Origin of the sequence: Bradyrhizobium sp. DOA9 (assembly GCF_000617845.2) — a bacterium.
Classification (GTDB): Bacteria; Pseudomonadota; Alphaproteobacteria; order Rhizobiales; family Xanthobacteraceae; genus Bradyrhizobium.
Genome location: NZ_DF820425.1, coordinates 5,040,296 through 5,062,007 on the forward strand (window position 1 = coordinate 5,040,296; position 21,712 = coordinate 5,062,007).

24 protein-coding genes are annotated in these 21,712 nt (G+C 65.4%); 11 read left to right on the forward strand and 13 right to left on the reverse strand.

The features are described 5' to 3' along the window. Nucleotides 1-4: 4 nt before the first annotated feature. The 3 genes from BDOA9_RS23610 to BDOA9_RS23620 form a co-directional block, all read right to left on the reverse strand. Entirely contained in the window at nt 5-865 is an 861-nt protein-coding gene (locus tag BDOA9_RS23610; RefSeq protein ID WP_025036436.1) for a PCC domain-containing protein, read from the reverse strand. Nucleotides 866-874: 9 nt separating this feature from the next. Next, nucleotides 875-2,479 (reverse strand): acyl-CoA synthetase, encoded by a 1,605-nt coding sequence (locus tag BDOA9_RS23615; RefSeq protein ID WP_025036437.1) that lies wholly within the window; start codon nt 2,477-2,479, stop codon nt 875-877. A gap of 105 nt (nt 2,480-2,584) precedes the next feature. Continuing rightward, a complete protein-coding gene (locus tag BDOA9_RS23620; protein ID WP_025036438.1) occupies nt 2,585-3,082 on the reverse strand; it encodes a hypothetical protein in 498 nt (165 codons plus the stop codon). A 94-nt stretch (nt 3,083-3,176) separates the two neighbouring features. On the opposite strand from BDOA9_RS23620, the gene BDOA9_RS23625 reads away from it, so the two are divergent. Together BDOA9_RS23625 and BDOA9_RS23630 are read left to right on the forward strand one after the other, a co-directional pair. Beyond that, entirely contained in the window at nt 3,177-3,539 is a 363-nt protein-coding gene (locus BDOA9_RS23625) for a hypothetical protein (protein WP_025036439.1), read from the forward strand. An 86-nt stretch (nt 3,540-3,625) separates the two neighbouring features. Further along, a complete protein-coding gene (locus BDOA9_RS23630; RefSeq protein WP_025036440.1) occupies nt 3,626-3,901 on the forward strand; it encodes a GNAT family N-acetyltransferase in 276 nt (91 codons plus the stop codon). Nucleotides 3,902-3,954: 53 nt separating this feature from the next. Here BDOA9_RS23630 and BDOA9_RS39015 read toward each other — a convergent pair whose 3' ends face one another. After that, nucleotides 3,955-4,350, reverse strand: a complete 396-nt coding sequence (locus tag BDOA9_RS39015) for an SPW repeat domain-containing protein (RefSeq protein ID WP_025036441.1) — start codon at nt 4,348-4,350, stop codon at nt 3,955-3,957. Between the two features lie 322 nt (nt 4,351-4,672). Between BDOA9_RS39015 and BDOA9_RS23640 the strand changes: the two genes are divergently transcribed. Beyond that, nucleotides 4,673-4,948: a GNAT family N-acetyltransferase gene (locus tag BDOA9_RS23640; RefSeq protein ID WP_025036442.1), complete on the forward strand. Its 276-nt coding sequence runs from the start codon at nt 4,673-4,675 to the stop codon at nt 4,946-4,948. Nucleotides 4,949-5,003: 55 nt separating this feature from the next. Here the strand turns inward: BDOA9_RS23640 and BDOA9_RS23645 are convergent, their stop codons facing one another. After that, nucleotides 5,004-5,396 carry a DUF3597 domain-containing protein gene (locus tag BDOA9_RS23645; RefSeq protein WP_025036443.1) on the reverse strand — a complete coding sequence of 131 codons (393 nt, stop codon included), beginning with the start codon at nt 5,394-5,396 and terminating at the stop codon, nt 5,004-5,006. Nucleotides 5,397-5,733: 337 nt separating this feature from the next. On the opposite strand from BDOA9_RS23645, the gene BDOA9_RS23650 reads away from it, so the two are divergent. Continuing rightward, the gene (locus tag BDOA9_RS23650) at nt 5,734-6,642 is read left to right on the forward strand and encodes a DUF2189 domain-containing protein (protein WP_025036444.1); all 909 of its coding nucleotides are present in this window, start codon (nt 5,734-5,736) and stop codon (nt 6,640-6,642) included. Between the two features lie 119 nt (nt 6,643-6,761). Beyond that, complete coding sequence (locus BDOA9_RS23655) at nt 6,762-7,586, forward strand: lytic murein transglycosylase (RefSeq protein WP_025036445.1); 825 nt, start codon at nt 6,762-6,764, stop codon at nt 7,584-7,586. A gap of 60 nt (nt 7,587-7,646) precedes the next feature. Here BDOA9_RS23655 and BDOA9_RS23660 read toward each other — a convergent pair whose 3' ends face one another. Beyond that, complete coding sequence (locus BDOA9_RS23660) at nt 7,647-7,973, reverse strand: hypothetical protein (protein WP_025036446.1); 327 nt, start codon at nt 7,971-7,973, stop codon at nt 7,647-7,649. Nucleotides 7,974-8,552: 579 nt separating this feature from the next. Between BDOA9_RS23660 and BDOA9_RS36870 the strand changes: the two genes are divergently transcribed. From BDOA9_RS36870 to BDOA9_RS23680, 5 genes are all read left to right on the forward strand, one after another. Continuing rightward, nucleotides 8,553-8,705 (forward strand): DUF1127 domain-containing protein, encoded by a 153-nt coding sequence (locus tag BDOA9_RS36870; RefSeq protein WP_007590701.1) that lies wholly within the window; start codon nt 8,553-8,555, stop codon nt 8,703-8,705. A 127-nt stretch (nt 8,706-8,832) separates the two neighbouring features. Further along, nucleotides 8,833-10,260 carry a methylenetetrahydrofolate--tRNA-(uracil(54)-C(5))-methyltransferase (FADH(2)-oxidizing) TrmFO gene (trmFO, locus tag BDOA9_RS23665; protein WP_025036447.1) on the forward strand — a complete coding sequence of 476 codons (1,428 nt, stop codon included), beginning with the start codon at nt 8,833-8,835 and terminating at the stop codon, nt 10,258-10,260. 7 nt (nt 10,261-10,267) lie between these two features. Continuing rightward, on the forward strand, nt 10,268-11,362 hold the full coding sequence (locus tag BDOA9_RS23670) for an AMP-binding enzyme (RefSeq protein ID WP_025036448.1): 1,095 nt from the start codon (nt 10,268-10,270) through the stop codon (nt 11,360-11,362). A 93-nt stretch (nt 11,363-11,455) separates the two neighbouring features. After that, nucleotides 11,456-12,007, forward strand: coding sequence for a CAP domain-containing protein (locus BDOA9_RS23675; protein WP_025036449.1), 552 nt, complete (start codon nt 11,456-11,458; stop codon nt 12,005-12,007). Between the two features lie 79 nt (nt 12,008-12,086). Beyond that, on the forward strand, nt 12,087-13,265 hold the full coding sequence (locus BDOA9_RS23680; RefSeq protein WP_025036450.1) for an aminotransferase class V-fold PLP-dependent enzyme: 1,179 nt from the start codon (nt 12,087-12,089) through the stop codon (nt 13,263-13,265). Nucleotides 13,266-13,272: 7 nt separating this feature from the next. Here the strand turns inward: BDOA9_RS23680 and BDOA9_RS23685 are convergent, their stop codons facing one another. The 6 genes from BDOA9_RS23685 to yajC are packed head-to-tail and all read right to left on the reverse strand — an operon-like array spanning nt 13,273 to nt 18,917. Next, a complete protein-coding gene (locus BDOA9_RS23685; RefSeq protein ID WP_025036451.1) occupies nt 13,273-14,514 on the reverse strand; it encodes a threonine ammonia-lyase in 1,242 nt (413 codons plus the stop codon). Between the two features lie 45 nt (nt 14,515-14,559). Then, nucleotides 14,560-15,423 (reverse strand): phytoene/squalene synthase family protein, encoded by an 864-nt coding sequence (locus BDOA9_RS23690; protein ID WP_025036452.1) that lies wholly within the window; start codon nt 15,421-15,423, stop codon nt 14,560-14,562. Continuing rightward, complete coding sequence (locus tag BDOA9_RS23695; protein WP_025036453.1) at nt 15,420-15,803, reverse strand: Mth938-like domain-containing protein; 384 nt, start codon at nt 15,801-15,803, stop codon at nt 15,420-15,422. Before BDOA9_RS23695 ends, BDOA9_RS23690 begins: the two co-directional genes overlap by 4 nt. 60 nt (nt 15,804-15,863) lie before the next feature. Next, nucleotides 15,864-16,883: a protein translocase subunit SecF gene (gene secF / locus BDOA9_RS23700; protein ID WP_025036454.1), complete on the reverse strand. Its 1,020-nt coding sequence runs from the start codon at nt 16,881-16,883 to the stop codon at nt 15,864-15,866. Between the two features lie 10 nt (nt 16,884-16,893). Further along, nucleotides 16,894-18,498, reverse strand: a complete 1,605-nt coding sequence (gene secD / locus BDOA9_RS23705; RefSeq protein ID WP_025036455.1) for a protein translocase subunit SecD — start codon at nt 18,496-18,498, stop codon at nt 16,894-16,896. A gap of 50 nt (nt 18,499-18,548) precedes the next feature. Next, nucleotides 18,549-18,917: a preprotein translocase subunit YajC gene (gene yajC / locus BDOA9_RS23710; protein ID WP_025036456.1), complete on the reverse strand. Its 369-nt coding sequence runs from the start codon at nt 18,915-18,917 to the stop codon at nt 18,549-18,551. Nucleotides 18,918-19,099: 182 nt separating this feature from the next. Here yajC and BDOA9_RS23715 point away from each other — a divergent pair, with 182 nt between their 5' ends. After that, a complete protein-coding gene (locus BDOA9_RS23715) occupies nt 19,100-20,083 on the forward strand; it encodes an ATP-binding protein (protein ID WP_025036457.1) in 984 nt (327 codons plus the stop codon). Nucleotides 20,084-20,264: 181 nt separating this feature from the next. Here the strand turns inward: BDOA9_RS23715 and BDOA9_RS23720 are convergent, their stop codons facing one another. After that, nucleotides 20,265-21,644, reverse strand: coding sequence for a LysM peptidoglycan-binding domain-containing M23 family metallopeptidase (locus BDOA9_RS23720; RefSeq protein WP_025036458.1), 1,380 nt, complete (start codon nt 21,642-21,644; stop codon nt 20,265-20,267). Nucleotides 21,645-21,712: the final 68 nt, after the last annotated feature.

Consider the following 21,712-nt stretch of genomic DNA (forward strand, 5'->3'; position numbering starts at 1 on the left):
GCGACTAGCCCAGCGCCTCCAGCACCAGCTCCATCGTCATCAGCACCGGATTATCGCCACGGATCAGATGCCCCTCCGCAGCGCCGCCAGTGTAGTCGATCAGGGCAACATCGAGCGCAGCTTCCAGCGCGCCGGACGTGCCGGGCTCGATCGCGCCGGCCGTGATCGCCAGCTCCGTCGCAAACGGCTCGGTGACGCCGCCATGGCTGAAGCGGGCGCCGATGGTCGAGCCGACGCCGCCGTGTATCTTCGCGCGCCCGATTCCGTGGGCGCGGCAGAACGCTTCGAGACAGCCGGCAAAATCCTGGTTCGGGCGCAGACGGAGCGCGAAAGCGCGGCTCGTCGTGCGCGCGCCGGTGCTCGCGGCCGCGACCGGTCCGAACAGCTTGAAATTGGTCTCCGGATCGGGCTCGGCCGTGAACATCGCACCGTCGAGACCGAAGGCCTCGACCTCGAACGGCTCGGCGACGACGGTCTCGTCCGGCATCATGTGGCCGCCGCTCGCCTTGCCGTCAGCCTCGGTCCACAGCCCGTGGCAATGAAAGAACGGCGCGCCGTCGCGCGTGCCGAGCGTCATGCTGCCGAGCCTCACGCGCGTCACGCCTTGGGGGCGGAACGTATCGCTGTAGAACGCCGCATTCTCGCCGGTCTTCGACAGCGCCGGCATGACATAGGCGAACGGCCCCAGCGCGCCGCGGCGGAAGTTCAGCACGCCGCCGGCAAAGCCCTCTGCGGTAAAGCCACGCCGCGCAGCCTCCAGCATTGGCACACCCGCCTGAAGCGTGAACGAGAAAGCGCGCCCCCTCGCCTCCACCCATTGAATGCGTTCGGGAGGCGGCAGTCCCGGCTGCTTGATGCTCCGCATCTCCCGCACTCAGCCCGCCTTCTTGTCGAGGTCGAGCAGCCCGCGCGCCTCGAGCTCGTCGCGCACCATGCGCTTCGGCACCTTGCCGTAGCCCGATTTCGGCAGCGCGTCCCAGAAGAAGAAGCGCTTCGGCATCTTGTAGCGCGGCACTTTCGGCGACAGGAACGCCGCCATCTCGGCTTCGCTCACGGCCTGCGCGCCTTCACGAACGACACAGACGGCGACACCGACCTCGCCCCAGGTCGCATCGGGCACGCCGAGCACGGCGACCTCGCCGATCGCGGGGTGGGTCAGGATCTTCTCCTCGATCTCGCGCGGATAGATATTGGAGCCGCCGGAGATGTACATGTCGGAGGCACGTCCTGTGATGTAGACAAAACCCTCCTCGTCCATGTGGCCGAGGTCGCCGGTGCGGAACCAACCGTTGCGGAACGCCTTCGCGTTGGCGTCGGGGTTGTCGTAATAGCCGGCGAACACGGCAGGCCCGATCACGCAGATCTCGCCGCTCTGGTTGGCCTTGAGCTCGCGGCCCTCGTCGTCCTGGATCGACACCTGCATGCCGGTGCGCTCGAAGCCGCAGGTGCCGATCCTGGCGTGCGGGCCGTCCTCGGAATCATGCAGCGCCGCCGGCAGCACGGTGATGTTGCCGGTGACCTCGCCGAGGCCAAAATACTGCACGATGACCTTGCCGAGCTTCTTCAGCGCCGCCTTCTGGTCCTCGCGATACATCGGCGCGCCCGCATAGATGACGTAACGCAGCGAGGAACGGTCGTATTTGTCGGCGGCGGGATGCTCCACCATCATCTTCAGGATGGTCGGCACCGTGAAGAGATTGCTGACGCGGTGTGTCTCGATCAGGCGGAAGGCCTCGTTGATGTCGAATTTCTCGGTCGGCAGCAGCACGGTGCGCGCGCCGCGTGCGGTCTGCATCAGCTGATGCACGCCGGCGCCGTGCGACAAGGGCGCCACCACCAGCGAGGCGTCCTGCTCCGTCGTGCCGGGTGTCAGATCGGCGAGATGATTGGTGACGACGAATCCCATCTGGCCGTGGGTGAGCACGGCCGCCTTGGAGCGGCCGGTGGTGCCGGAGGTGAAGAAGAACCAGCAGGGATCGTCGTGCTCAACGGCGACATTCTCCACAACGACTCCCGCCTGCGAGGCGATCGCGTCAGCCACCGAGCGTTCGCCGAACGCGGCGTTGCCCTCGATGCTCCAGATGAACGCCAGCGCACCGCCCTTCACGGCGGCCGCGTGCTCGGGGAAATCGACATGGCACAGAAATGCCTTGGCGCCGGAGGCCTGCGCGAGATAGCTGACCTCATCCGGCATCAGACGGAAATTGGTGGGCACCCAGACGGCACCGAGCCGGAACGCCGCGAACATCGAGAAGAACATCTCGTCGCCGTTCTTGGAATGGACGAGAATGCGGTCGCCCTTGCCAATGCCCCGCGCGGCGAGCGCCGCGGCCAGGGCCGAGACCTGCGCATCGACCTCGCGCCAGGTCCAGTATTTGTCACCCCAGACGAAGCCGGGCCGCGCGCCATGCCGCCGCGCATTCTGGGTCAGCATATAGGCGAGATTCATGACGCGGCGGGACATGCGCAGGGGCTGCATCGGGCTTCCTCGTGGGCGACGGGCGGCACGCGCGCCGTCCGTTCATTGCAGCCCATTTATCGCCAACGCCGGTGGCCCTGCAAGGCCGGCTGCCGCGGGCCTGCCCTACGGCGCTTTGAACGCAAAGGGCGTTGCCGTGATGGTCCTGGTCTTCGAGCAGGCCTGCGCACCAAAGCCGCCGCAGAAGCTGCCATGCAGATCGAAGCGGACGGTGCGTGCAGCGCCGCGCTTCACCGATGGGGCCATGATCCTGTAGCGGAGCACGTAGCCGTCGAACACCTCGCGCACGCCGCCATCCGGCAGCGTCACCAGGATCTTCATGACGCAGCCGCCGGTTCCGCAATAGGTCGTCTCGCGGTCGCCGCATTTGGTGTCCTGGAAATCGACGATGTAGTCCTCGCGGCCGTCACCGGTCAGGTCGACCTTGCGCACCGTGTCAGGCGCAAACGCCACCGGGCCACCTTCCTGGCTCGCGCATTCCTCATTGGCGTAGCGCACCGCCTTCTGCACGCCGGGCGGATAGTCGGCCGGATCGAACGGCTTTGCGCCTTCGGCGCGCGCGGTCGAGGCGAACAGAGCGAGCATGAGGATGAGATAGCGCATGCGCGTTTGTCGCCAGCGCGGCCAGGATCGTTCAGGGAAATTTAAACATGATCAGCGCAACGTTCACCAATTGTCGCGTACAGAGTACTCCATCATGGTCAAAGCGCCGCCCGCTCTCCTCGTGTTGTCGCTGGCGCTCGCCGGATGCGCCGTCGGCCCGCAAGCGCATCTTGTGTCCGATCCAGCCTTCAAGCCCGCGCGCTATGCCTGGGATGGCGCCGGCGAGAATCCCAATCAGCCCCGTTCGGCCTCGCGTGCGGCGCGCGCCACCGCGACGGCCGAGCGCGACCGATCGCAGGCCGGCCTTGCCCCTTATTCGAAGGAATGGTGGCAGGCCCAGGACGGCATCGAGGCCGAGCAGGACGCTAGGGTCAACCGCTCGCTGGTCATCTGCCAGGGCTGCCTCCGCCCGCAACCACAGGCCGAAAATTCCAGGCTGGCCAAAGCGACCGATTGAACCGAACGGCTCGGAGCGGAAACCCGCCGGCCGGACCGTGCGTTACGATCTCGTGCGCAAAGGCACGGCAGCTGCAAGGCAACGATATGAGCGACGTCATCAAGAACAAGGCCCATCACCGCTATGAGCTCGAGGTGGAAGGTCATCTTGCGACCGAGCACTACAAGCTCGACGGCGATGTCATCACCTTCGAGCATACCGACGTGCCGAAGGAGCTTGGCGGCAAGGGCATCGGCTCGAAGCTGGTGCAAGGGGCGCTCGACCAGGTCCGGGCCGACGGATTGAAGCTGATCCCGCAATGCCCGTTCGTGAAGGCATGGATCGACAAGCACCCGGACTATGCGGATCTCGTGACACGGTGAGTGCACAGGCCCCTCGCCATTGGCCGGCGGGTCTGCAGCAGGTTGCTTACCGCCTATTGTCCGTGCTTGAGCAAGTCCTGGTCATTCATGTCCCAGTCCTGCCACAGCTGGAGAACGCCGAGCAGCACCACCACCGCACCGAGGCCCGTGTGATAGATGCGGAGGAAGCCTTCGCCGGAATAGCCGATCGCGTAGGGCGACGCGACGAGCCACAGTCCGACCAGGATCGTCGTCACCTCTTGCCAGCGCTGCAAGGCGACGTATTCGAGCTGGCTGATGCCAAACACGACCAAACCGATCGCGACCGTGTTCAGGATGGCCGTCTGGTGACCGGCGATCGCTTCATCCTGGATCGGGAACCACGGCGAGGCCACGATCACCGCGCCCAGCAGCATGCCACACCAGTCTTCCCATGTTCGATGCGTATTCAAGTAACCAGAGTCCGACATCGTACCCTCCTGCAAAAGAGGCATACGTCTGCGGCTGGCGATCATGACACTCCGAATATCTAACGACCCTGCCGGCCGCATTCGGGCGTATGTCCTTTCCAGGACGTGGGAACCGAAGTCCGGCTTGCAAGAGCGACATCGGGGATTATTTGCGGTTCGCGGGACCCATGCTCGCGGAGGGCCATATCCATACTGCCGTGCGATCCATGTGGCGCGCATTTGCGGATATCTCCTCTGCGCCGATCTCCCTCCGTCTCATCTTGGCAAGGGCCGTGTCAGCCTCCTAGATCAGGAGGCAATCTGCAGTTCGGAAGGATCCCGCATGGCGGCTTCGGTACGAGACAACAAGGACAGGAGCCGCTTCGAGCTCGATGTCGGCAACGACATCGCCTTCGCCAATTACCGGCTGACGCCATCCGCCGTAATCATCACCCACACCGAGACGCCACGCGCGCTCCGCGGGCGCGGCATCGGCTCCGAGCTGGTCAAGGGCGCGCTCGAGCTGATCCGGCGCGACGGAAAGAAGGTGATCGCCGGCTGCGGCTTCGTCGTCGACTATCTCGACCGGCATCCGGAGGATGCGGATCTGGTCGCCTGAATGCAAAAGGGCCCGCGCGCTCGCGGGCCCTCCGGCACGACCCCAGGGCGGGTCGTCAGTGCTTGATCTCCGGCGGCAGCTTGCCGCCATTGGCGGCGAGCTTGGACATCACCTGCTTGTGCAGCCAGACGTTCATGCTGGCGGAGTCGTTCATGTCGCCGCTGTAGCCCAGCTCCTTGGCGAGATCCTTGCGCGCCGCAAGGCTGGAATCGATGTCGAGCGCCTTCATGAGGTCGACGATCGAGGTCCGCCATTCCAGCTTCTCGCCCTTGTGCGCAGCCACCGCCTTGTCGACGATCGCCGCCACGTCGACTGCCGACATGGGCGCTGCCGCGGGCGCCGTTGCGGTCCCTGCGGGCGCACTGCTGGGTGCTGTGCCGCCGGCAGGCGCGGCGGAAGCCGGCTGGCCACCGAAGATCGCGCTCATGATTTTCCCGAAAATGCTCATATCTGCTCCCCGAAAAGGATCCGTTGGAAGGGCCTGAGTGGCACACTTATAGACGAAGTTACTGCGTAGCGCCCGCGAAGTTCCGCGTGTGACAGCAGCATCAGCTTATCTGCGGCGAAATGACGACAGAATGACGCCGCGTTGGTTGCGTCGCGGCATCGAATTTCACCCAAGCGTGAGGGACAGGACTCGGACTTGGGAGTATGCTTGTCGTTCAGCTCGCGATGCCATCCGGAATTCGCGTCTGGTCGGGATCGCGGGAATTCAAGACAATGGGCGGCCGCTTGCGCCGTTTGCCGGCGCCGGACGCGGCCGTCTGGCAAGGGAGCTAGCGACCATGGCCACACTCTACCCGGGCAATGTCCCCACGATGGCCCAGCCCACGGATGCGGCTGGACCGATGATCCGAACCATCCAACTGTCCGATCTGCACGATGCGCTCCGGCGCGGCTGGGAGGATTTCAAGGCCGTCCCAAGCCACGCCATCATCCTCTGTATCATCTACCCGGTGCTCGGCATCGTGCTCGCCCGCGTGGTGATGGGCTATTCGGTGCTGCCGCTGCTGTTTCCGCTAGCGGCGGGCTTCGCGCTGATCGGGCCCTTCGCGGCGCTCGGCCTCTACGAGCTTTCCAGCCGGCGCGAGCGCTATGAACCGGCCAGCGCCTGGGATGCCATGGAGGTACTGCGCTCGCCTTCGTTCGGTGCGATGCTCGGCCTCGGCACGTTGCTGCTCGCCCTGTTCGTCACCTGGGTCGCGACGGCGCAGGCGATTTACATTGCCGCGTTCGGCTACGAGGGCGTCACCGGTTTCTCGGACTTCTTCAAGCGCGTGCTGACGACGCAGCAAGGCTGGTGGCTGATCGTGGTTGGCTGCGGCACCGGATTCCTGTTCGCGCTCGCCGCACTCTGTCTCAGCGCCGTGTCGTTCCCCTTGATGCTGGATCGCCATGCCGGCGCGTTCGAGGCGATGAGCACCTCGCTGCGCGTGGTCGCGAGAAACCCGGTGCCGATGGCGGCCTGGGGCCTGATCGTGGCGGTGCTGCTCGCGCTCGGCACGATCCCGGCCTTCCTCGGCCTCGCCATCGTCATCCCGCTGCTCGGGCACGCCACGTGGCACCTTTACCGCAAGGTGATCGTGTCCGATCCGGGCGCACGCCCTGTGCCGCCTCCGCCGCGGCGGCCGCGCAAGCCGGCCGCCGACTTCCCGGCCAACCTCTTCCCGTGGCGGAATCGGACGGAGGTCTGACAATCTCGTGACGGATGGCCCTGCCCGGTTCGGACAGGGCCATACGCCTTGCTTTGGCCGCGGTTACAGCCGAGATTATCCTGCCGGTCAGGTCAATTCACGGAAATCCATTTCATCTGATGACTCCGACGATTTCTCGTCTTGCTCTCGCAGCCTTCACCGTCTTCGCGTCCCTTCTCTCGGTCCAGCCAGCGCCAGCCGCGGTTGCCTGCGGCTCGGGCAATTTCGACGCCTGGCTGGCTGATTTCAAAACCGACGCTGCGGCGAAGGGCATCTCGCAGCAGACCATCACCGCCGGGCTTGCCGGCATCACGCTCGATCAGAGCGTGCTCAACCGTGACCGCTCGCAGAAGGTCTTCAGCCAGAGCTTCGAGGAATTTTCCGGTCGCATGGTGCCACCGCGCCTGGAGCGCGGCGCCAACAGGATGAAGCAATACGGCTCGGTGTTATCGCGCATCGAGCAAGCCTATGGCGTGCCCGGCGAAGTCCTCGTCGCGATCTGGGGGCTGGAGACCGATTTCGGCGTCAACACCGGCAAGTTCGCAACGATCCGCTCGCTCGCCACGCTCGCTTACGATTGCCGTCGTTCCGAGCAGTTTCGTGCCGAGCTGTTGGATGCGCTACGCATCGCCCAGCGCGGCGATCTTGCGCCTGCCGACATGAAAGGCGCCTGGGCCGGCGAGCTCGGCCAGACCCAGTTCATGCCGTCATCCTGGATGAAATATGCCGTCGACTTCGACGGCAATGGCAAGCGCGATCTTCTGCATAACGTGCCCGACGTGCTCGCCTCCACTGCCAATTACCTGGCCGGCTATGGCTGGCAGAAGGGCAAGGACTGGCAGCCGGGCAGTCCGAACTTCGAGGTGCTCAAGCAGTGGAACAAGAGCGAGGTCTACTCCAAGACCGTTGCCTATTTTGCCGCCCAGCTTGCACGCGCTCCCTAAAACAGCACGCGACAAAACGCATGGGCCGATCGCGAGCGACCGGCCCTCTCTTGGGTGCGTTTACTTGCCCATGGTGGCGAGCGTCGCCTTGTTCAGATGCGCGCTGCACGCACCCATTTTGCCGTTGAGCAGGGAGTCCTGAGCCGCAGCGATCTCCTTCTGCGCGACAAACTTGCTGTCACCGTCGGCCATGTTTTCGATCGCGGTCTCCGTTTTCTCCAGGTTGGCTCCGCTGCAGCCGCCCATGGCGTGCTTGGCGGCCTGGGCCGGCGCGGCGGCGAATGCAACAGCGGCGACTGCGATAACCCCGAGTAACTTCGTCATGACGTTACTTTCCTTCTCTCGTTCTTGGGCCAGACCCGGCGACATTGCCGGAATCTGCGACATGACTTTCCTCCGGTTGCGGCAACTTGTCGCAATAAATTCCCCGCGAGAATTGCGTGATGTTGCGCGCCGCGCAGAGCCGCAATGCGAGATTTCTGATTTTCGTTACAGCTTCGTAATGAAGACTCGCGCTTTGCGCGTGTGTACGGCACCGACAGGGCGATCCTGAGCAGCCCCCGGGCCCAATGGCGGACCGAACTGGCACGTGACGTCACTCAATATATGAATATTAATCCATTTCTATAGCGCCGGAATCATGCGATTCGTGCATGCGAGACTTGGGCGTACAAGCTATCCAGCGCTGTTGTGGATCAAGGGAACGCAACCTATTTCGCCCGGGGTCGGCACCGCAAATGCTAGCATAAACCCGTGATATCACGGACGTTTGCTGTAGAAAACACCCCCTTCCGCCCAGCTCTTGGGCGGGAGTGCCAAGAGGTTAATCGCCCCTTACCGATGCTATGCGCTCTTCGCTTAGCTGCATCGCAACATCGGAACTTTCGCACTGCACCACTCTCACCTATATTCATTTCAACGATGAGGCTCCAAGCAAGAGCTGAATCGACTTACAGGAGACTACCAATGCTGCTCTCGCTCATCCGCATGATCCAGGCCTTCCGGGACTATCAGCGCAATGTTGCCGAGCTGTCCCAGCTCAGCGATCGCGAACTGGCCGATATCGGCCTCGATCGTTCGGACATCCCGCGCGTTGCCGCCGGCCAGTATCAGGGCTGATATCGTTCAGCCCTGCACCGTAACGGACCGATAGCGCCCGCCTCGTGCGGGCGTTGTCGTATCTGGTGGCAGAAAACTCGATCTCGGCGATTCCACTCTCCGCCGAAAAGCGCTACCTGTCCGCCCCATGACAGGACCCCAATCCAACATCGTGCACGTAATCGGTGCCGGCCTCGCCGGCTCCGAAGCTGCCTGGCAGGTTGCGAAGTCCGGCGTGCCCGTGGTGCTGCACGAGATGCGGCCGACTCGCATGACCGAGGCGCACCGCACTGACGGGCTCGCCGAGCTCGTCTGCTCCAACTCGTTCCGCTCGGATGACGCCGCCAACAACGCCGTCGGCCTGCTGCATGCGGAGATGCGCCGCCTCGACTCGCTGATCATGCGCGCTGCCGATGCCAATCAGGTGCCCGCCGGCGGCGCACTCGCAGTCGATCGCGACGGCTTCTCTGCTGCCGTCACCAAGGCGCTCAACGACCATCCTCTCATCGAGATCGCACGCGGCGAGATCGCCGGCCTGCCGCCGGCCGACTGGAGCAACGTCATCGTCGCGACCGGCCCCCTCACCTCCGCGCCGCTGGCTGATGCCATCCGCGAGCTCACGGATGAGAACGCGCTCGCCTTCTTCGACGCCATCGCGCCGATCGTGCACCGCGAGTCGATCGACATGTCGGTCGCCTGGTTCCAATCGCGCTACGACAAGGTCGGCCCCGGCGGCAACGGCGCCGACTACATCAATTGCCCCATGACCAAGGAGCAGTATGACAGCTTCGTCGCCGCGCTGATCGCCGGCGAGAAGACCGAGTTCAAGGAGTGGGAGACCAACACGCCCTATTTCGACGGCTGCCTGCCGATCGAGGTGATGGCGGAGCGCGGCCCCGAGACGCTGCGCCACGGTCCGATGAAGCCGGTCGGTCTCACCAATCCGCACGATCCCACGACCAAGGCCTACGCGATCGTGCAGCTGCGCCAGGACAACAAGCTCGGCACGCTCTACAACATCGTCGGCTTCCAGACGAAGCTGAAATACGGCGAGCAGCAGCGAATCTTCCGCACCATTCCGGGGCTGGAGAACGCCGAATTCGCCCGCCTTGGCGGCCTGCATCGCAACACCTTCCTGAACTCGCCAAAGCTGCTCGACGCCCAGCTGCGCCTGCGTGCGCAGCCGCGGCTGCGCTTTGCCGGCCAGATGACGGGCTGCGAAGGCTATGTGGAATCCGCCAGCGTCGGCTTGATCGCCGGTCTCTATGCAGCCGCGGACGCACGTGGCGAGGCGCTTGTCAGCCCGCCGGGCACGACCGCGCTGGGATCGCTGCTCGGCCACATCACGGGTGGCCATATCGAGACCATCGAGCCGGGCACCCGCTCGTTCCAGCCGATGAACATCAATTTCGGCCTGTTCCCGCCGCTCGCGAGCGTGCCGACCAAGAAGCCCGACGGCACGCGTCTGCGCGGCAACGAGAAGACGGTGGCCAAGAAGCAGGCGCTGAGCGCACGGGCACTCGCCGATCTCGACCGCTGGATCGCCGATCACCTGCGCATTGCCGCCGCCGCGTGAGTTCAAGATGAGCCTGCCCAAAGACGACGCCGCAGAGCTGTCGGCACGCTGGATCGAAGGCGTGCTGCTCAAGCGCGACGTGTTCTCGACCGTCGAGCGCGGCCGCTTCCGCAGCGAGAGCGGCGAGATCGACGCGGTGCTGCGCCGGCTCGACGAGGTGCCCTGGTGGTCGTTCCTGCTGGCGCGCCACCTGTTCGCCCGCGAGAAGCACGCCCTGGTACGCGCCAAAGGCCTCGACGTTGGTCCCGAGCTGCTATGGGCCGGGCGCCGCGCCCTGGTGCGCGGCTTCGTCGATGGCGTTGCACTGCATCTGGCAAAGCCCCACGGCGATCTCGCCTATTTCCGCTCCGCCAAGGCCGCGCTGCGCCGGCTGCGCCGCGCCGGCATCTGCCACAACGATCTCGCCAAGGAGCAGAACTGGCTGGTCGGCCGCGACGGCCGCGCCTATGTGACCGACTTCCAGCTCGCCGCGTGCTTCGCGCGCCGCGGCCGGCTCTACCGCATCCTCGCCTACGAAGACCTCCGGCATCTGCTCAAGCACAAGCGGTCCTACGCGCCCGAGGCGCTGACGCCGCGAGAGCGAAAGATCCTGGCGAGAAAATCGTTCGCCGCGAGCCTGTGGCTCGCCACCGGCAAGAAGGTCTATCGCGCGATCACCCGCGGCCTGTTCAACTTCACCGACCGCGAGGGCGGCGGCCGCCGGCTCGTCAACGACGCGCCGGTGCTGGCCGAGCTGATCCGCCGCAATCCCGCCGTGCGCGACACCGCCATCGTCGCCTTTCCCGACCGCCGCTCCGGCGTCGGGCTTTATGCCTTCGTCGAAGCCGATCAGGCGGCGCTCGAAGGCCAGCTCCGCAGCGAGCTTGCCGCGGCCAAGGGGCCGAAGCCGCCCGAACATATCCAGGTCGTGCACGCCCTGCCGCGCAACACCAGCGGCAAGCCGCGCACTGAGGTCTTGCAGCTGGTCGCCATGAACCAGCTCGACCTGATCGAGCCGATGATGAAGAACGAGCAGGACCGCGCCTTCCTCAAGGACATTCTGGAGCAGCGCAAGAACCTGCGCGACCGCTTCAATTTCGAGGCAAAGCTCCCGACGAGCTAAGCGAGTTTGCGCCTTGAAGCCTCCACAATGGCGTTCGAGAAGCGCGTGGATCATGCAGGGTTGGCAAAGATCATGGGCGCTCGGGGGACGATGATGCATCGTGTGGTTGGCGGCATGCTTGCCGGCCTTCTGCTGCTGTCGGCCGCCCCCGCGATAGCCGACACACCGGCCGAGCTGATCTCCAGCTTTCGCCTCAAGCATGGTGAGGCCCGTGTCGTCCGCGATGCCACCCTCGATCGCATCGCCATGGATCAGGCTCGCGCGATGGCGGCGAAGGACGACCTCAGCCATGACGCACTCGGCCCGTTCAACCGCCGTGTCGCACCCGCCGGTGCGGGCCGCGCCGCCGAGAACATCGCCTACGGCTACGACAGTTTCGAGAAGACGCTGGGCCAATGGATCGACTCCTCCGGGCACCGCAAGAACCTCTTGCTGCACAACGCCTCCCGCGTCGGCATTGCCAGCGCCAAGAATGTCAGTGGCAAGCGCACCTATTGGGCCATGGTCATCGCCGGCGACTATGAGCCCAAGGGCAAGAAGAAGAAGGACAAGGAGCCGCTGGTTGCCGTCAAGCGCGAGCCCGCGCGCGCAAACAAGCCCAAATCCAGCACCTGCACCATCAAGCTGCTCAGCCTCTGCATCTGAGCCAAGACTGCGCCGTCTTGCTCGCAGTCCTCGACGCGTCTAATTCTTACACCAAGATCGCAAGAAGCGGAGGGCGTGAGTGATCGACCTCGACCGAATACGTGCCGACACGCCAGCCACTGGCCGGCTCACTTATCTCCACAATGCCGGCGCGGCGCTGATGCCGACCCCCGTTGTCACTGCGATGAAGCAGCATATCGACCTCGAAAGCGAGATCGGAGGCTATGCCGCCGCTGACCGCGAAGCCCAGCGGTTGGACGCGGTCTATGGCTCGGTCGCGCGCCTGCTGAATGCCGCCCCCGACGAGATCGCGCTCGTGGAGAATGCGACGGTCGCCTGGCAGATGGCATTCTATTCGCTTCCGTTTCGCGAGGGCGACCGCATTCTGACCGCCGAGGCGGAATACGCCGCCAACTATGTCGCGTTTCTTCAGGTCGCGAAACGAACCGGCGCGACCATCGAGGTCGTACCGAGCGATGTCACTGGCGAGCTCGACGTGCACGCGCTGGAGCGCATGATCGACCGACGCGTGAAGCTGATCGCCATCACCTGGGTTCCGACCAATGGCGGGCTGGTCAATCCGGCCGCGGCAATCGGCAGGATCGCGCGGGCGCATGGCATTCCCTATCTGCTCGACGCCTGTCAGGCGGTCGGGCAGATGCCAGTCGACGTCGAAGCCATCGGCTGCGACATGCTGTCGGCCACGGGCCGCAAATTCCTGCGCGGTCCGCGCGGCACCGGCTTTCTCTACGTCCGCCGCGCACTGCTGCAGCAGCTCGAGCCGCCGATGATCGACCACTTCGCAGCGCCCTGGGTCGCGCGCGACGAATATCGGCTCCGCGACGATGCACGCCGGTTCGAGACATGGGAGAATAATTACGCCGCCCGGCTTGGGCTCGGCGCTGCCGTCGACTACGCCCTCGAGATCGGACTCGCTCCGATCGAAGAGCGCAGCCGCCTGCTTGCCAGCAGCCTGCGCTGCGGCCTCGCCGCCATTCCTGGCGTCATCACTTACGACCTCGGACGTGCGCCGGGCGCGATCATCAGCTTCACCTTGGATGGATATGAGGCGGCGGCCATTGTCGGCAGCGCCGCGGCGGCGGGCATCACGATCGGCGCTTCAGACCCGTCGAGCACCCTCATCGATGCCGAGATCCGCGAGTTGCCGCCGCTCGTCCGGGCTTCCCCCCACTACTACAACACCCAAGCCGAGATCGACCGGCTGATCGACCACGTCGCGGATTTGGCGTCACGTTAGCGCCCGCTCAGGTGCAGCGCGCGCTCAGCCCGGATGCGCTGAGCATAGTCATCACCTCGTCGAGATGGGCGGCATCGCGGGTCTCGATGACGAGCTGCAGAAGCGTCGCCTTGGCCGGCAGGTCGGAGAAGGTCCGCTGGTGCGAGACCTCGATGATGTTCGCACCCGCCTCGGCCAGCAGCGCCGCCACCGCAGCGAGCTGTCCCGGCCTGTCGGGGATATCGAGCGACAATTGCGTCAACCGCCCCTCGCGCGCGAGCTCGCGGGTGAGCACGGAGGCGATCAGCCGCGTGTCGATGTTGCCGCCGCTCAGCACGAGGCCGACCTTCTCGCCGGCAAAACGAGACGGATCGGACATCAGCGCGGCGAGGCCGGCGGCGCCGGCGCCCTCGACCACGGTCTTCTCGATTGAGATCAGGGTGGCGACCGCGCGCTCGAGCTCGGCTTCGTTGACGAGCGCGATGTCATCGACGAGGCGGCGGACGATTTCGGTGGTGATCTTGCCCGGTGATTTCACCGCGATGCCCTCGGCGAGCGTATCGCCGCGCGCCGGCAGGTTGCCGTCGTGGATGGCGTTGTACATCGAGGGGTAGAGCCAGGCCTCGACGCCCAAAATCCGCAGCGACGGCTTGATCGACTTCGCGGCAATGGCAATCCCGCTGATCAGACCGCCGCCGCCGATCGGGACGACCAGCGTGTCGAGCTCCGGGACGGCCTTCAGGATTTCCATGCCGATCGTGCCCTGCCCGGCGATGACGAGCGGATCGTCGTAAGGATGGACGAAGATCATGCCGTGCGCTTCACCGTGGCTGCGCGCAAAGGCGGCGGCCTCTTCAAGCGTCGCGCCCGTGACCACAACCTCGGCGCCGTGGTGCCTGGTGTTCTCGATCTTCACCATGGGCGTGCCGATCGGCATCACGATGGTGGCGGGAATGCCGAGCCGCTTGGCGTGGTAGGCGACGCCCTGCGCGTGGTTGCCCGCGGACATCGCGATCACGCCCCGCGCGCGCTCTTCCGGCGTCAGCGCGGTGAGCCGGTTGAGCGCACCGCGCTCCTTGAACGAGGAGGTGAACTGCAGGTTCTCGAATTTCAGCCAGATGTCGCAGCCGCAGATGCTGCTCAGCGTGCGGCTGTAGCTGCAGGGCGTCTCGACGACGGCGCCTTGGATGGTCTTGGCGGCGGCGTGAATGTCTTCCGGTGCGACCGGAAGGCCGCTGAGGTCGGACGAGCTTTGGGACATGTCAACCATAGGACAGCATAGAGCATTTGGACGGGCCAGGCGATAAGCCGGCGTCTATTTGGTAAATTCACGCGATCGCGAGGCGCGCCACAGCGTCCAGAGCGTGCGCAGCCGCGAGGTCGGCAGCAACGTAAACGGATTACGTTCCGGGCGCGACAGGCGCGCGAGATCGGCCTGAGCCTGCCGCAGCGGCAGAAACGCCGGCCGCACCGGCGGCGCCAGCTGCGCCAGCAGCGATGAAGCCGCGGTCACATGCTGCCGGGCTTCACCCGCGAGCTGCTCCAGCACCGCATGGAGATTGGGTGTCTCCTTGCCGGCGAAGACATCCTCCATGCTGCAATTGTGCTTCTCCAGCACCTGCTGCGGCACGAACAATTGCCGGTGCGCGGCATCGCGCGGCAGATTGGCGATGACCTGGACGATGCCCTGCGCCAGCCCGGCGTGACGGGCGAGATGCTCGGCCGCCTCCGACGGCGGTCCCAACACCTGCGCTGCCAGGGCGAACAGCGCCGATGAGGTCGCCGCCAGATAGCCTTCCAGCGCGGTCATGGTCGGCATCGGGTCGTTGTAGAGATCGAACTGGTGCTCCTCGGCAAGCAGCGACAGCGGCTCGACCGGCAAATCGAAGTCGCGGACCGCGCGGAGCAGCTCGGCCGCCACCGGATTGCCCTCGGCGCTGCCATGGACCTGGCCCGACAACATGTCGGTCCACCATTGCAGGCGGATCTCGCCGGGCAAGGGCTGGCTCACCTGGTCGCGAACGCGGACGATCTCGACGTTGAAGGCATAGAGCGCCAGCAATGCGCGGCGCTCGGCGGCCGGCGCGAACAGGGTCGCGGCGTAGCGCGGAAAGTCATGGCTGCGCACGAGATCGGCGCAAAAGGCAACGGAGTCGGGCGGCGGCGCTGGCTTGCTCATGGCACGGCGATCAGCGCGGCGGCAACCCGCCGCCGTTCGCCGATCATGATGTTGTAGGTGCGCACGGCCGGGCCCGTCTGCATCGTGTCCAGCACCACCCTCACCGCCTTGAGCGCCTGACGCAGCTCCAGCGGCGGCAGCCACAGCCCCGTTCCAGTGCCGACCAGGAGCGTGTCGATGCTGTTGGCGGCCGTGAACACCCGATCCAGCGAATAGCGGTCGATCTTCGCGGGGTCGGTCACGTCCCAGGCCCAGATCGCATCGGGCAGGCAGAGCAGCGAGCCCCGATGCGACATGCCGGCAAAGGCGAAGCCGCCCTTGCCATAGGCATCGATCGGCGCCGAGCGCGGGAAATGCGGAGCGTTGGGATCGCCGGCCATGAGCTTCGTCCGAATGGGCTTACTGCCCTCGCAAACGCCTGCGAGGGCATGAGGTTCGGATCACGCCTTGCTTTTCTTCGCCGGCGTCGCCGTGTCGGGCGCATCCTCGCGATGCTCGCCGACGCCGAGATAGATCAGGATCGGCGCTGCAATGAAGATCGAGGTATAGGTGCCGACCAGCACCACGCCGAACATCATCACCGCGGTGAAGCTGTGGATGGCATGGCCGCCGAACAGGAGCAGCGCGAGCAGCGCGAGCGTCACCGTGAAGTGGGTGATGATCGAGCGCGACAGCGTCGAGTTGATGGACTCATTGAGCAGCTGGGGCATCGGCATCTTCTTGTAGCGACGCAGCATTTCCCGGATGCGGTCGTAGATGACGACGGTGTCGTTGAGCGAATAGCCGAGAATCGTCAGCAGCGCCGCGATGCTGGTCAGATCGAAATCGACCTGGCTGATCGACATGAACCCGATCGTCAGCACGATGTCGTGCACGTTGGCGATCATGGCGCCCAGCGCGAACTGCCATTCAAACCGGAACCAGAGGTAGATCAGGATCCCGAAAATCGCGAGCATCAGGCCGAGCATGCCGTAGGCCAGGAGCTCGCCGGCGACGCGCGGACCGAGCACCTCGGTGCGCTGAATGTCGACACTGTCGCCAAGCGCGCCACGAAGTTTCTGCAGGGCCGCCTGCTGTGCCGCATCGCCACCCGGCTGCTCCGCAACACGGATCAGGACGTTCTCGGGACCGCCGAACTGCTGCAGCTGGACCTCGCCAAGGCCCAGGCCGTCGAGCGAGGTGCGCATCGCCGCGATGTCGGCGGTGCCGGACTTCGCCTTCACCTCCAGCAGCGTGCCGCCCTTGAAGTCGATACCGAGGTTCAGGCCATGGGTGAAGAACAACACGATCGCGACGATCGACAGCGCCGCCGAGATCGGAAAGCTGATGCGACGGAAACGCGTGAAGTCGAAATGCGTATCGTCTGGGACGATGCGCAGCGACGGCAGCAGGCCGAGGGCCGAGACCACGGTGAGAATGGCGATGAGAACGCCGAGCCCGATGAGAACGGTCTGAGTCACGATCAGGCTCCTAGATCGGCACGCTCTGCGGCCGCTTCCACCGCACCCACCACGCCACGATCAGTCGGGTCAAGGTGAAGGCGGTGAACACCGTGGTGATGATGCCGATGCCGAGCGTCACGGCAAAGCCGCGCACCGGGCCGGTGCCGATGTAGAACAGCACCGCGGCGGCAATGAAGGTGGTGATGTTGGAATCGAGGATGGTCGCAAGCGCCCGCTTGAAGCCGGCGTCGATCGCCGAGATCGCATTGCGGCCGCCGCGCAGCTCCTCGCGGATGCGCTCGTAGATCAGCACGTTGGAGTCGACGGCGATGCCGACGGTGAGCACGATACCGGCGATGCCGGGCAGCGTCAGCGTGGCGTTGAGCAGCGACAGCAGGCCGAAGATCATGGCGACGTTGATGGCCACCGCAATGTTGGCGAACACGCCGAACAGCCGGTAGGTCAAGAGCATGAAGATGATGACGAGGATCGAGCCGACATAGGCCGCAAGCTCGCCCTTCTCGATCGAGTCCTGGCCGAGGCCCGGACCGACGGTGCGCTCCTCGACCACCGTGAGCGGCGCCGGCAGCGCGCCGGCGCGCAGGAGAATCGCAAGATCGTTGGCCGATTGCACGGTGAAATTGCCGGAGATCTGGCCCTGGCCGCCGGTGATGGGCTCGCGGATGACCGGCGCCGAGATCACCTTGTTGTCGAGCACGATCGCGAAGGGCAGTCCGACGTTCTCGGTCGTGGCCTGCGAGAACTTGCGGGCGCCCGAGGTGTTGAACTTGAAGCTGACCACCGGTTCGCCGGTGCGCTGGTCGAAGGTCGCCTGGGCGTCGGTCAAATCGCCACCGGCGACCAGCACCTGCTTCTTGATCACGTAGGGCGTAGGCGGCGGCGATGCGCTCATCAGCAGCTCGGATTCCGGCGGCAACCTGCCCGCTTGCGCCTGATCCGGCGGCACGGAGGTGTCGACCATGCGGAATTCCATCTTCGCGGTCTTGCCCAGCAGCTCCTTCAGGCGGGTCGGATCCTGGAGACCTGGGACCTGCACCAGGATGCGTTCGTTGCCCTGGCGCTGGATCACAGGCTCGACGGTGCCGAGCTCGTTGACGCGTCGTTCGACGATCTGGATCGACTGCTCGATGGTCTTGCGCATGCGGTCGAGCATCGCGGCCTGCGGGACGCTGAGGCGGATCACACCGCCGCCGGCATCCGCCACCTCGAGGTCGCGCTGACCGCTGGATCCCATCAAGCCACCCAGCGGCTGGGACAGCTCGCGCAGCTTGGCGAGTGCCGGCTGCACGTCGGTTTCCTTGGTGATGCGAACCTCGACCGCGTCGTTGCGCACGGTGACGCCGCCGGTGAATCCGATCTTGGCATCACGCAGCGTTCGGCGAACCTCGTCGCGAATCTGATCCAGCCGTTCCTTCTTCACGTAGCTGGAATCGACCTCGAGCAGCAGATAGGAGCCGCCCTGGAGGTCGAGTCCGAGCACGAGACGGCGCTGCGCCCAGGCGGGCCAGGTCTTGACCTGCGCTTCGGGGAAGAAGTTCGGGACCGCGCAGAGGCACACGATCAGCGCCGTCAGGATGATCCCGAGCGCCTTCCACCGCGTGAAATACAACATCGACTGGACCTGTCAGATCAGGAGACTTGAAGAGACTCGCGGTGAACCGCTCACTTCGCCGCGGTGTCGTCCTTGGCGCTCTCTTTGGCGCTTTCCTTGGCCGGCTCGCCCTTGGCGCGAACGCCCGAGATCATCTGGCGCATCTGCCGCACGCGCACGCCATCGGAGATCTCGAACTCGATCTGGTCATCGTCGACCACCTTGGTGACTTTGCCGACGAGGCCGCCCGAGGTCACGACGGTGTCGCCGCGGCGGATGTTCTTCACGAGCTCGGCGTGGTCGCGGACCTTCTTCTGCTGCGGGCGCAGAATCAGGAAGTACATGATCACGAAGATCAGGGCGAACGGCAGCAGCGACATCAACATGCTGTTGGTGTCGCCGGCGGCCGCGGCCTGGGCATACGCAGGGGTAATCAGCATTCGGACGATCCTCGTGAGAACGGGGGAAAGCCGGTCAGGCCTTCGAAGGCGACCGGTTCGGTCAAATTCGCGCGGACTATAGCGGCCATTGCCCCAATTGCAACGCTGCCAGACCGCCCTTTTCGGCCACCTTGCGGCGGCCCGTGAGGCCCGATAAGGCTGCGTTCTCAGGAACTTCGGACATGCCCAAAAACCATAGCAAAAGCCCGGCCGGCAAAGGCCCCCGCACCCCTGCCAACAAGCCCACCCGCGTCGCGGCAAAACGCCCCACGGCGGCGGTCACCAAGGCAGGTCCCGACCTCGCCCAGGAGCGCATCGTCCGCGCCCTGGAGACCATTGCGGCGCACCTCTCCGCCCAGGGCAAGCCGGCGGTCGAAGCCGAGTCGTTCAAGCGGGCGGACGCCTATGTCTGGCACCCGGACGGACGCCTCTCGGCGGTGCCGCGGGTCAGCCGCGTCGAGCTGTTCCTGCTCAAGGGCGTCGACAGGATGCGCGACATCCTGATGGAGAACACCGAGCGGTTCGCAGGCGGCCTGCCGGCCAACAACGCCCTGCTCTGGGGCGCGCGCGGCATGGGCAAGTCGTCGCTGGTGAAAGCGGCGCATGCCAGCATCAACGCGGAACGCAAACCCTCCGACAAGCTCAAGCTGATCGAGATCCACCGTGAGGATATCGAGACCCTCCCGGCACTGATGGAGCAGCTGCGGGCCTCCTCCTTCCGTTTCATCGTGTTCTGCGACGACCTCTCCTTCGACGGCAACGATGCCTCCTACAAGTCGCTCAAGGCGGTGCTCGAAGGGGGAATCGAGGGCCGGCCCGAGAACGTCATCCTCTATGCCACCTCCAACCGCCGCCATCTGCTGGCGCGCGACATGATCGAGAACGAACGCTCGACCGCCATCAATCCCGGCGAAGCGGTCGAGGAGAAGGTCTCGCTGTCGGATCGTTTCGGCCTCTGGCTCGGCTTCCACCGCTGCAGCCAGGACGAATATCTCGCCATGGTGCGCGGATATTGCAGCCATTTCGGCATCAAGATCGACGACGAGGCGCTGGAGCGCGAGGCGCTGGAATGGTCCACGACGCGCGGCTCGCGCTCGGGCCGCGTCGCCTGGCAGTTCGTGCAGGAGCTGGCGGGACGGCTGGGCGTGAAGCTGACGGGTAAGTAGCCGCCACATCCACAACTGTCATTCCCTGCGCAGGCGGGGAATCCAGTACGCCGCGGCTTATCGGTTCAACAACGAGTGTCTCTGGAATACTGGATCGTCCGCCCCAGTGCGCGAGTGCGCACAAGGCGGACGATGCCAGCGTGTTTCTCGCGAGGCTGTGCCCGACCGTAGCCGCGACGCCTCACGCCCCGTTGAGGAATTGAAGCGGGTCAACCGGGCTCGATCCCTTGCGGATCTCGAAGTGGAGCTGCGGCGACGCCACCTCACCGGATTGACCCGACTTGGCAATGACCTGGCCGCGCTTGATGGTATCGCCGCGCTTCACCAACAGCTCACTCGCATGGGCATATGCGGTGACGTAGCCGTTGGAGTGCCGCACCAGAACCAGATTGCCGTAACCCTTCAGCTCGTTGCCGGAATAGGCGACGACGCCATCTTCAGCCGCCTTGACCGGCGTTCCCTCGGGCACCGCGAGATTGATGCCGTCATTGGACTTGCCGTTGGTCTTGGCGCCGTAGGTCGTAACCACCTTGCCGCGGACGGGCCAGCGGAAGGTCGGCAGCGCGCCGGTCGCCTCCGCAGCCTTCGCCGGCGTCTCGGCGGGCTTCTCTTCGACATTGCTCGTGGCCTGGGCGAGGCGTGCGCTCTGCACTGGCGCGGCCACAGCGGCCATCTTGGTCGCGGGCGCCGGAGCAACGGGCTGGAGCGTTCCGGCCATCGGCGCAGCCGCGACCGGAGCCGCGGCAGCCGGTGCCGCAACGGCGGCGGCCTTGGCGCCGGGCACGGTCAGCTTGGTGCCAAGCTTGAGCTTTGCCGACGGATCGAGGCCGTTGGCACGGGCGAGCTCTGCCGCCGAGATGTGGTTCTTGCGCGCGATGCTGGCGAGCGTGTCGCCGCGGTTGACGAAGTGCATGCTCGGCGGTGCCGCGACGGCCGCAACCGGCTTGCCTGCAGGCGCTGCCGCGACGGGAGCCATGGCGGGCGCCAGTGCAGCTGCCGTCGCCGGAGACGGAATGATCAGCTGCTGGCCGGGCGAGAGCGCGCGCGGACCTTTGTAGCCGTTGGCGGCCAGGATCGCCTGCGGCGTGACGTGATAGCGCTTGGCGAGCACGTCGAGCGTGTCGCTGGTGCCGACGATGATCTTGGTCCCACCGGCCGGCTGAGCGGCCGCGACCGACCGCGGCGGCACGGTGGCCGTGGTCTCAAGGTGCGGTTGCGCCGGAGGCGCATAGGAGCTGACGCCGCGGCCGCCACCGGACACGCCGCCGCCAGAGGCAACGGGATAGGATTGCGGGGCGGACACTGCGGGCGGTGGCAAAGCCTGCGACTGGTAGTAGCCGGGCTGCGTCTGTGGCCGCGCATATTGCGGCAGCTCACGCTGCGGCGGCGGTGCCTGCTGCACCGAGCCGGTCTGCTCGGAGGCGAAAGGATTGGAGAAGTTCGACTGGGACAGCCGCGACGACATGTCGGCGCTGCACCCTGCAAAGCTGAAGGAAATCAGCGCCAGCACCGCGACCTGCGGCACGCGGCGCGAGTAAAGCAACTCGGCGACAGCGGACATGGTTACTCACTCGTACGCAACAGAACTGGTGTTTTAAGTAAACACGCGCCGAGTAAATAACGGCTTAA